The organism is Streptomyces nanshensis (assembly GCF_001751255.1).
Lineage (GTDB): Bacteria > Actinomycetota > Actinomycetes > Streptomycetales > Streptomycetaceae > Streptomyces > Streptomyces nanshensis_A.
On the sequence record NZ_LJGW01000272.1, the window covers coordinates 1 to 9,965 of the forward strand.

At 72.2% G+C, this 9,965-nt stretch carries 9 protein-coding genes; all 9 read right to left on the bottom strand.

Annotated elements, in window-relative coordinates:
• Positions 1-167: 167 nt before the first annotated feature.
• On the bottom strand, positions 168-1,268 hold the full coding sequence (aroB, locus tag AN218_RS16135) for a 3-dehydroquinate synthase (RefSeq protein ID WP_070017588.1): 1,101 nt from the start codon (positions 1,266-1,268) through the stop codon (positions 168-170).
• On the bottom strand, positions 1,265-1,792 hold the full coding sequence (locus AN218_RS16140; protein WP_070017589.1) for a shikimate kinase: 528 nt from the start codon (positions 1,790-1,792) through the stop codon (positions 1,265-1,267). Before AN218_RS16140 ends, aroB begins: the two co-directional genes overlap by 4 nt.
• Positions 1,789-2,973, bottom strand: a complete 1,185-nt coding sequence (gene aroC / locus AN218_RS16145; RefSeq protein WP_070017590.1) for a chorismate synthase — start codon at positions 2,971-2,973, stop codon at positions 1,789-1,791. Before aroC ends, AN218_RS16140 begins: the two co-directional genes overlap by 4 nt.
• 173 nt (positions 2,974-3,146) lie before the next feature.
• Positions 3,147-4,016 carry a shikimate dehydrogenase gene (locus AN218_RS16150; RefSeq protein WP_070017591.1) on the bottom strand — a complete coding sequence of 290 codons (870 nt, stop codon included), beginning with the start codon at positions 4,014-4,016 and terminating at the stop codon, positions 3,147-3,149.
• Positions 4,016-5,623 carry an endolytic transglycosylase MltG gene (mltG, locus tag AN218_RS16155; RefSeq protein ID WP_070017592.1) on the bottom strand — a complete coding sequence of 536 codons (1,608 nt, stop codon included), beginning with the start codon at positions 5,621-5,623 and terminating at the stop codon, positions 4,016-4,018. Before mltG ends, AN218_RS16150 begins: the two co-directional genes overlap by 1 nt.
• Before the next feature lie 127 nt (positions 5,624-5,750).
• Positions 5,751-6,215 carry a Holliday junction resolvase RuvX gene (gene ruvX / locus AN218_RS16160; protein ID WP_070017593.1) on the bottom strand — a complete coding sequence of 155 codons (465 nt, stop codon included), beginning with the start codon at positions 6,213-6,215 and terminating at the stop codon, positions 5,751-5,753.
• Positions 6,215-8,887 (bottom strand): alanine--tRNA ligase, encoded by a 2,673-nt coding sequence (gene alaS / locus AN218_RS16165; RefSeq protein ID WP_070017594.1) that lies wholly within the window; start codon positions 8,885-8,887, stop codon positions 6,215-6,217. Before alaS ends, ruvX begins: the two co-directional genes overlap by 1 nt.
• The gene (locus AN218_RS16170; RefSeq protein WP_070017595.1) at positions 8,887-9,237 is read right to left on the bottom strand and encodes a DUF6167 family protein; all 351 of its coding nucleotides are present in this window, start codon (positions 9,235-9,237) and stop codon (positions 8,887-8,889) included. Before AN218_RS16170 ends, alaS begins: the two co-directional genes overlap by 1 nt.
• 6 nt (positions 9,238-9,243) lie before the next feature.
• Positions 9,244-9,687, bottom strand: coding sequence for a DUF948 domain-containing protein (locus AN218_RS16175; RefSeq protein WP_079132228.1), 444 nt, complete (start codon positions 9,685-9,687; stop codon positions 9,244-9,246).
• Between the last annotated feature and the right edge of the window lie 278 nt (positions 9,688-9,965).

Consider the following 9,965-nt stretch of genomic DNA (forward strand, 5'->3'; position numbering starts at 1 on the left):
CACCGTCCCGGCGGCGGGGTTGAGGGTCCTGCTCGCCGCCTCGGCCCATGGTCCGGGCAGCCCGCCGCGCTTCCGCCCCAGGGGCCCGACGGCCGGGCGCCGCCCTCTCCGCCGTCCGCGCCCGCCTTGCGATCGCACCCACCGGAGAGCGCCGCCGGGACCTCCGGCTACGCGGCGATCTCCGCGTGCGCCGCCAGCAGCAGCGCCGGATCGGGTCCTTCGAGCACCGCCGGCTTGGCGAGCCCGTCGAGCACGATGAAGCGCAGCAGATCCCCGCGGGACTTCTTGTCGACGCGCATCGTCTCCAGCAGCCTCGGCCACTGGTCGCCGCGGTAGGTGACCGGCAGCCCGACCGACTCCAGTACGGCGCGGTGCCGTTCGGCGGTCGCGTCGTCCAACCGGCCCGCGATACGGCCCAGTTCGGCGGCGAAGACCATGCCGACGGCGACGGCGGCGCCGTGCCGCCACTCGTAGCGCTCGTTCTTCTCGATGGCGTGGGCGAGCGTGTGCCCGTAGTTGAGGATCTCGCGCAGGCCGGACTCCTTCAGGTCGGCGGAGACGACCTCCGCCTTGACGCGGATGGAGCGCTCGATCAGTTCGGAGGTGTGCGGTCCGCCGGGGCCGCGCGCGGCCTCCGGGTCGGCCTCGATCAGGTCGAGGATCACCGGGTCGGCGATGAAGCCCGCCTTGATGATCTCGGCGAGGCCGCCGACGTAGTCGTGGACGCCCAGCGACTCCAGCGCCGCCAGGTCGCACAGCACCCCGGCCGGCGGGTGGAAGGAGCCGACGAGGTTCTTGCCCTCGGCGGTGTTGATGCCGGTCTTGCCGCCGACGGCCGCGTCCACCATGCCGAGCACCGTCGTCGGTACGGCGACCCAGCGCACTCCGCGCAGCCAGGTCGCGGCGACGAAGCCCGCGAGGTCCGTCGTCGCGCCGCCGCCGACGCCCACGACGACGTCGCTGCGGGTGAAGCCGCTCTGGCCGAGCGCCTTCCAGCAGTACGCGGCGACCTCGGCGGTCTTGGCCTCCTCGGCGTTCGGCACCTGGACGGCGATGGCCTCGTAGCCCTGCGCGGCCAGGTCCTCGCGCAGCACCTCGCCGGTCTCGGTGAGCGCCTCGGGGTGCAGGACGGCGACGCGCTTGGCGCCGCCGATCAACTCCGGGAGTTCGCCGAGGAGTCGGTGCCCGATGAGGACGTCGTAGGGCCGGGTCCCGTCGGCGGCCTCCGTGCCCACGGTGATACGGACGGGCTGCTGCTCGCTGCTCATGTCTGCTTCAGCTCCAGGACGTCGAGGATCTCGCCGGCGACCTCGTCGGGCGTGCGTTCGTCGGTACGGACGACGGCCGTGGCGACCTCGGTGTAGAGGGGACGGCGGGCGTCCATCAGCTCCCGCCACTGCTTGCGCGGGTTCATCATCAGCAGGGGGCGCGGGGCGTCGAGCCCGACCCGCTTGACGGCCTCGGCGACGTCCATGTCGAGGAAGACGACGGGCGCGCCCGCGAGCAACTCCCGTGTCTCGGGGGCGAGTACGGCGCCGCCGCCCAGCGCCAGCACCCCGGTGTGCTCGGCCAGCGCCGTCCGCACGGCCGCACGTTCCAGCGCGCGGAAGTGCGGCTCGCCCTCGTCCAGGAAGATCTCGGAGATCGGCTTGCCCGCCGTCTCGACGATGTCATGGTCGGTGTCGCGGCAGGTGGTGCCCAGCGTCGCGGCCAGCAGTTCGCCGACGGTCGTCTTGCCCGCGCCCATGGGGCCGACGAGGACGACGGCGGGGCCGGTGTGCGTTCCGGTCATGTGATCTCCAGGCCGTCGAGGAAGCCGGTGACGTTGCGGCGGGTCTCGGTGACGCTGTCGCCGCCGAACTTCTCCGCGACCGCGTCGGCGAGGACGAGCGCCACCATCGCCTCCGCCACGATCCCGGCCGCCGGGACGGCGCACACGTCCGAGCGCTGATGGTGCGCCCGCGTCTCCTCACCGGTGGCGACGTCGACGGTGGCCAGGGCGCGCGGCACCGTCGCGATGGGCTTCATCGCGGCCCGTACGCGCAGGAGTTCGCCCGTGGACAGCCCGCCCTCGGTGCCGCCGGAACGGCCCGAGCTGCGGCGGATCCCCTCCTCGGTGCTGACGATCTCGTCGTGCGCGGCGGACCCGGGCACCCGCGCCAGCCCGAAGCCGTCGCCCAACTCCACGCCCTTGATGGCCTGGATGCCCATGAGCGCCCCGGCCAGGCGGGCGTCCAGGCGCCGGTCCCAGTGGACGTGCGAGCCCAGTCCGACCGGTACGCCGTGTGCCGCCACCTCGACGACGCCGCCCAGGGTGTCGCCGTCCCGGTGCGCCTGGTCGATCTCCGCGACCATCGCCTTGCTCGCGTCGGCGTCGAGGCAGCGCACCGGGTCGGCGTCGAGCCGCTCCACGTCGCCGGGCTGCGGCACGAGGCCGTACGGGGCCTTGGCGGCGCCGAGTTCGACCACGTGGGAGACGATCTCGATGCCGGTGGTCTCCTTCAGATAGGAGCGGGCGACCGTGCCGAGCGCCACGCGGGCCGCCGTCTCCCGGGCCGAGGCCCGCTCCAGCACCGGACGTGCCTCGTCGAAGCCGTACTTCTGCATGCCGGCGAGGTCGGCGTGGCCGGGGCGGGGACGGGTCAGCGGGGCGTTGCGCGCCAGGCCCGCCAGCTCCTCCGGGTCGACGGGGTCGGCGGCCATCACCTGTTCCCACTTGGGCCACTCGGTGTTGCCCACCATGATCGCCACCGGGGAGCCGAGGGTGAGCCCGTGGCGTACGCCGCCGAGGAAGGTGACCTCGTCCCGCTCGAACTTCATGCGGGCGCCGCGTCCGTAGCCGAGCCGGCGCCGCGCCAGGGCGTCGGCCACCAAGTCCGTGGTGACGGGGACGCCGGCGGGCAGCCCCTCCAGCGTCGCCACCAGTGCGGGGCCGTGCGACTCCCCCGCGGTCAGCCAGCGCAACCTGCTCAACGGGTGCTCCTCGATGATGTGCCTCGGGCGCCTGTGCGTCCTTCTCGGGTCTCCCCCGATCTTCCCACGTGCGGGGGCCGGGCCCGGCCGCGCGTCCACGGGACGGACAGCGTGCCGGACACCGGCCGAGAGGCGAGACGCGGGGCGCGGAACGTACGGGACGTGCGGGAGCCTCAGCCCGTACGCGCGTGCAGCGCCGCCTCACCCGCGGCGCGCATCGCCTCCAGCGGCGCCGGCACATGCCCGGTCATCAACTCGACCTGGAGCACGGCCTGATGGACGAGCAGATCGAGCCCGGAGACCACGGCTCCGCCGCGCTCGGCCCACGCCGCCGCGAGCCGCGTCGGCCACGGGTCGTAGACGACGTCGAAGAACGTGCCGGGACCGTCGGGCACCTGCTCGGCGAGAGCGTCGGTGCTGCCCGCCGGGGTGGTCGCGATCACCAGCGGCGCGGTGAACGCCTCCGCGGCCTCCGCCCAGTCGGCGGTGCGCACCCGCACCCCGAGGCGCTCGCCCCAGCCGCGCATCTCGCGTGCCCGCTCCTCGCCGCGTACGTAGGTGACGACCTCGCCGTCGCAGATCCGGCCGAGCGCCGCCAGCGCCGAAGACGCCGTCGCCCCGGCGCCCAGCACGGCGGCGCGCTCGGTCCGTACGATGCCGCGCTCCCGCAGCGCCGCGACCATGCCGGGGATGTCGGTGTTGTCGCCGATGCGCCGCCTGCCCCTGAACACCACGGTGTTGACGGCCTCGACGGACTCCGCGACGGGACTCACCTCGTCCAGCAGCGGGATGACCGCCCGCTTGAGCGGCATCGTCAGGGAGAGGCCCGCCCACTGTTCGTCGGTGCCGCCGAGGAAGCCGGCGAGGCTCTGCTCGTCCACCTCGTACCGCTCGTACGTCCAGTCGTGCAGCCCGAGCCGGGCGTAGGCGGCCTGGTGCAGCACGGGCGAGAGGGAGTGTGCGACGGGTGAGCCGAGGACGGCGGCTCGCCGTACGGTCCGGGACGCGGCGGGCGCGGGCCGTACGGGGTGGTGCGGGTCCATCAGCCGCCGTTCCCCTTCTGCTTGCGCTGTTCCCTGTTGAACTCCGCGACGTTGCGGTCGTGTTCGGCCTTGCTCGCGGTGAAGCGCGTGTCGCCGGGACGGACGGTGACGAAGTAGAGCCAGTTGCCCTTCGTCGGCTTCAGCGCCGCCTCGATGGCCTGGTGCCCCGGGTTGTCGATGGGGCCGGGCGGCAGACCCGGGTTGAGATACGTGTTGTACGGCGACTTGAACCTGGTGTCCTCGACCGAAGTGTCCAGCGACGAGCGGCCCTTGGCGTAGTTGATCGTCGAGTCGAAGCCGAGCCGCATGTCCTTCTGGAGGCGGTTGTAGATGACGCGGGAGACCTTGCCGAACTCGTCGTCCTGCTGCGCCTCGGCCTGGATGAGGGACGCTATGGTCAGCACCTCCTCCGGCGTCTCGCCGATCTTCTTCGCCTCGCCCGCCAGATCGACCTTGGTGTGCTCGGCCTTGGCGCGGCCGACCATGTCGCGCAGCACGTTCACCGGGTCGCTCTTCTCACCGACGCTGTAGCGCGAGGGGAAGAGGAAGCCCTCCGGGTTGCCCTTCGCGAAGCGCGGCAGGCCGAGTTCGGCGGCGCGGGCGTTCTTGGCGGCCTTCTCCGTGGTGCCCTCGGGCTTGCGCAGCTTGTCGTCGATCATCTTGTAGATCGCCTTGGCGCGCAGCCCCTCGGAGATGATCAGCCCGTTCTGGCTTGCCGGGTCGAGCATCAGCTTCACCGCGGCGGCACCCGACATCCGCTTGCGCATGCTGTACGTACCGGGCTGGATGCCGCTGGACTTCTTCTCCTTCTGGGCGGCGTCCACGAAGGCGCCGGCGCTCTTGACGACGCCGGACTTCTGCAACTGCGCCCCCATGTCGGCGATCGAGGCGCCGTCGGGGATCTTCACCTGCGTCTGCCCGGAGCCCTTGCCGGAGTAGTCGGGGGCGGGCGCCAAGTACCGCTGGTAGAAGCTGTATCCGTAGTAGCCGGCGGTGCCCAGACCTCCGGCGAGGATCACCGAGACGACCAGGCACGCGCAGCCGCTCCTGCGCTTGGTCTCGCCGCGGTTGCGGCGTGAGCGCTTGGAGTCGCCGTCGTCGTAGTCGTCGTCCTCGTCCTCGTCGCGGTCGGCGAAGAAGGCGTGCTCGCCCTGGTCCGGGCCCGGGTCCCAGCCGGTCTCCGGGTCGGCCTCGGGGTGCGGGCCGCGGCCGCCCTGCTCGCCGGGGTGCGGCGCGTAATACGCCTGCTGCTGCCCGGTGTTGTACGGGTCGTCGTAGCCCTGTGCCTGCGGATGCTGCTGGGGATAGCCCTGCTGCTGCGGGTAGTACACGGGCTGCTGGCCGGTGTTGTACGGGTCGTCGTAGCCCTGGCCGTGGCCCTGGTACTGCTGCTGGCCCTGCTGCCCGTAGTAGCCCTGCTGGTGCGGCACTTGGTGCTGACCGGTGCCGTACGGATCGGCGTACTGGCCGCCGTAGGTGTTCTCGGCGTAGGGGTCGCCGTCGCCCGGGTACGAGGTGTCTCTGCCACCGTCCCAGCCCTTGTCTCCGAAGAGAGGGTCATCGGGATGCCACGGTGGGAGGCTCTGCCCCCGGCCATACTCAGTCATCGATCCCCTAAGAATCCGCCGGACGGCAACGGTCTGCCGTACGAACAAGGCAGGACACCCGCGGCACTCTGCGGTGCCGACCCGCTCCGGCGGTTGCACGTGTCGCGGGAACGTTACCGTATCGCGATCAGACAACCACTTGGACGCATTCCCCGGGTGGGCTCCCTGACATCCGCTCAGTCTCCAGGGCGCTCTGCAGAATGACCACCGCAGCGGCCTGATCGATGCGAGAGCGGCCCTTCTTGGAGCTGACGCCGGACGCACGCATGTCCTGTGCAGCCGTGACTGTACTCATACGCTCGTCCACCAGCCGAACCGGGACCGGTGTGATCTTCCTCGCGAGCTGCTCCGCGAAGGCGCGGACCTTGACCGCGGCCGGGCCCTCGCCCCCCTTGAGGGAGCGCGGCAGCCCGGCCACGACCTCGATCGGCTCGTACTCGGCGACGAGCGCCGCCAACTGCCGCTGCGCGGCGGGGAGATCACGCCCCGGCACCGTCTCGACGGGTGTCGCCAGCAGTCCGTCCGGATCGCTGCTGGCGACACCGATACGGGCGTCACCGACGTCCACGGCGAGGCGGCGCCCCTTGCGCATCAGGCGCCGCCGCTCTCGGAGACCAGGCGCTCGACGGTGGCGACGGCCTCGTCCACGGCCGCCGGGTTCTGACCGCCGCCCTGGGCGAGGTCCGGCTTGCCGCCGCCGCCTCCGCCGAGGGCCTTGGCGGCGCCGCGCACCAGGTCGCCGGCCTTCAGACCGCGTTCCCGCGCGGCCTCGTTGGTGGCGATGACGGTGAGCGGACGGCCGTTCGTCACCGTGAAGAGCGCGACCACGGCGGGACGCGAACCGGGGATGCGCTGGCGCACGTCGAGCACGAGGGTGCGCAGGTCCTCGGCGGCGGTGCCGTCGGGCACACGGGCGGAGGCCAGGGCCACGCCCCGTACGTCCGTGGCGCCTTCGGCGATGCCGGCGGCGGCCTGGAGGACCTTCTCCGCGCGGAAGCGCTCGATCTCCTTCTCGGCGTCCTTCAGCCGCGTCACCATCCCGGAGATCCGCTCGGGCAGTTCCTCGGGGCGGCCCTTGAGCAGGTCCGTCAACTGGGAGACGACCGTGTGCTCGCGGGCGAGGAACTTGTACGCGTCGACGCCGACGAGCGCCTCCACACGCCGTACGCCCGAGCCGATCGAGGACTCGCCCAGCAGCTTGACCAGGCCGAGTTGAGCGGTGTTGTGCACATGGGTGCCGCCGCACAGCTCCTTGGAGAAGTCGCCGATGGTCACCACCCGCACCCGCTCGCCGTACTTCTCGCCGAACTCGGCCAGCGCGCCCTGCTTCTTGGCGTCGTCGATGCCCATGTACTCGGCGGTGACGTCGAGTTCACGGGCCAGCACCTCGTTGATCCGCTGCTCGACGTCCGTGAGGACGGTGCCGGGCACGGCCGACGGCGAGCCGAAGTCGAAGCGGAAGCGGCCCGGGGAGTTCTCCGAGCCGGCCTGCGCGGCCGTCGGCCCCAGGGCGTCCCGCAGCGCCTGGTGGGTGAGGTGGGTGGCGCTGTGGGCACGGGCGATGGAGCGGCGGCGGTCCACGTCGATCTGGGCCTGCACCGCGGCGCCGACGGTCACCTCGCCGACCTGGACGACGCCCTTGTGCACGGAGACGCCGGCCACCGGCTGCTGTACGTCGCGTACTTCGACCACGGCGCCGTTGTCCAGCCGGATGCGTCCGGTGTCGGCGAGCTGGCCGCCGCCCTCGGCGTAGAAGGGGGTGCGGTCGAGGACGACCTCCACCTCGTCGCCCTCGTGGGCCGCGGGCGAGGAGACGCCGTCGACGAGCAGGCCGACGACGGAGGCCTCCCCGACGGTGGCCTGGTAGCCGGTGAAGTCCGTGGCGCCGCCGCGGTCGGCGATCTCGCGGTACGCGGAGAGGTCGGCGTGGCCCTGCTTCTTGGCCTTGGCGTCGGCACGGGCGCGGTCGCGCTGCTCCTGCATCAGGCGCCGGAAGCCGGCCTCGTCCACGGAGAGGCCCTGTTCGGCGGCCATCTCCAGCGTGAGGTCGATGGGGAAGCCCCAGGTGTCGTGCAGCAGGAACGCCTTCTCACCGGGGAGGACGGTGCTGCCGGCGGCCTGGGTGTCGCTGACGGCGGTGTCCAGGATGTTGGTGCCCGAGCGCAGCGTCTTGAGGAAGGCGGCCTCCTCGGCGAGGGCGACCGTCTCGATGCGCTTGCGGTCGGTCTCCAGCTCCGGGTACTGCGGGGCCATGGCCTTGATGACGGTGTCGGTCAGCTCGGCAACCGTGGGGCCGCTCGCCCCGAGGATGCGCATGTTGCGGATGGCACGGCGCATGATGCGGCGCAGCACATAGCCGCGGCCCTCGTTGCCGGGGGTGACGCCGTCGCCGATGAGCATGATCGCCGTACGGATGTGGTCGGCGACCACGCGCAGGGAGACGTCGGTCTCCTCGGCGTCGCCGTAGCCCACGCCCGTCAGCTCGGTGGCCTTGTCGAGCACCATGCGCGAGGTGTCGATCTCGTACATGTTGCGCACGCCCTGAAGGATCATCGCCAGCCGCTCGAAGCCGAGGCCGGTGTCGATGTTCTTGCTGGGCAGGTCCCCGATGATCGGGTAGTCCTTGCCCTCGCCGGGACCGCGCTCGTACTGCATGAACACCAGGTTCCACAGCTCGACATAGCGCTCGCCGTTGACGGCGGGGCCGCCCTCGGGGCCGTACTCGGGACCGCGGTCGTAGCTGATCTCCGAACAGGGGCCGCAGGGGCCGGGGACGCCCATGTCCCAGTAGTTCTCGTCCTTGCCGAGCCGCTGGATGCGCTCGGCGGGGACGCCGACGACGTCGCGCCAGATGCGCTCGGCCTCGTCGTCCTCCTCGTAGACGGTGATCCACAGCAGCTCGGGGTCCAGGCCGTAACCGCCCTTGTCCTGCGGGGTGGTCATCAGCTCCCAGGCGTACCGGGCGGCGCCCTCCTTGAAGTAGTCGCCGAAGGAGAAGTTGCCGCACATCTGGAAGAACGTGCCGTGCCGGGTGGTCTTGCCGACCTCCTCGATGTCCGGCGTCCGCACGCACTTCTGCACGCTGGTGGCCCGGTCGTACGGGGCCTTGACCTCGCCCAGGAAGTAGGGCTTGAAGGGGACCATGCCCGCCGGGACGAGCAGCAGCGTCGGGTCGTCCGCGATCAGCGACGCCGACGGCACGACGGTGTGCCCCCGCTCCTCGAAGAAGCGCAGCCAGCGGCGGCGGATTTCAGCCGACTCCATCAGTGGTCCTCGTTTCGGTCGTGGGATCGTCCGGGCCCCTGCCGGTGCTGTACGGAGCCCAGTTGCGGTCTGCTGGCCTGGGTGGGGAGCGCACGCGACGCGTCCGCCTCGTACGGGTCCGGCGTCGCGCCGAGGCCCAGGGCGTCGTTCAACTCGCCCTCCCGCTGGGCCATTCCGGCCCGGACGTCCAGCGCGAAGTCCTTGAGGCGGTGGCCGCCCTGTACGGCCTTGTCGGCGGCGCGCACCGCGAGCGCGTCGGGCGCGAGGGAGCGCAGCTTGCGCTGGACCTTGGCGGTGGCCCACACGCCTGCCGCGGCGCCGGTGGTGAACCAGAAGGCACGGCGGAACATCGTGGATCAGCCCCTTCCGCGGTCGCGACCGCGTCCGCCGCGCCGGGCACCGGGCAGGGTGCGGCTGACGACGACGGGCGGCGGGGTGTGCGGGGTCTCGCCCTTGCGCTTACGGCCGAGGGCCCGGCGTACGCCGTAGCCGAAGGCGGCGACCTTCACGAGCGGACCGCCGAAGGCCGTGGAGACGGTGGAGGAGAGCGCGGAGGCGTTGGAGGCGACCTCCTGGACGTCGGTCGCGATGGCGTCCACCCGGTCGAGCTGGGTCTGCGCGGAGCGCACCGTCGCCGACGCCTCGCCGAGCAACGGAACGGCCTGCTCCGTCACGCCCGTCACCAGCTTGGTGGCCGCCTTGAGCGTCTGCGCGAGCCTCACCAGCACAACGGCGAGGAACGAGACCAGAATCGCCCAGAACACGGCCACGAGGAGACCGGCCACTTCTCCACCGGACACGCTGCACCGCTTCCCTCGGGTCGTACGGGTCTGCCGCCGCTGGTGGCTGCGCCCGCTCAGGGGCCGCACCCTGCGCCCGTGCGCGGGCGGCGGCGGCTGTGACCGAGCCTATCGCGCCGACCGGCCCGGCTCGTACCGCATAAAAGGCCGCACCGGCGCGGGCGCAGACGGAGTGCGCCTCCCCGGCACGGCGGGTACGCGGCGGGCCCGGCGGACGGTACGGGAGCGGGAAGCACCCCGAACGGGCCCTGGCGGCGGGCCGGTTGACCACGCCGGCC

Coding starts and splice junctions, on each gene's coding strand:
- AN218_RS16170 (WP_070017595.1), bottom strand. CDS start 9,237: ATGTTCCGCCGTGCCTTCTGGTTCACCACCGGCGCCGCGGCAGGCGTG.
- ruvX (WP_070017593.1), bottom strand. CDS start 6,215: ATGCGCAAGGGGCGCCGCCTCGCCGTGGACGTCGGTGACGCCCGTATC.
- aroB (WP_070017588.1), bottom strand. CDS start 1,268: ATGAGCAGCGAGCAGCAGCCCGTCCGTATCACCGTGGGCACGGAGGCC.
- mltG (WP_070017592.1), bottom strand. CDS start 5,623: ATGACTGAGTATGGCCGGGGGCAGAGCCTCCCACCGTGGCATCCCGAT.
- AN218_RS16140 (WP_070017589.1), bottom strand. CDS start 1,792: ATGACCGGAACGCACACCGGCCCCGCCGTCGTCCTCGTCGGCCCCATG.
- alaS (WP_070017594.1), bottom strand. CDS start 8,887: ATGGAGTCGGCTGAAATCCGCCGCCGCTGGCTGCGCTTCTTCGAGGAG.
- AN218_RS16150 (WP_070017591.1), bottom strand. CDS start 4,016: ATGGACCCGCACCACCCCGTACGGCCCGCGCCCGCCGCGTCCCGGACC.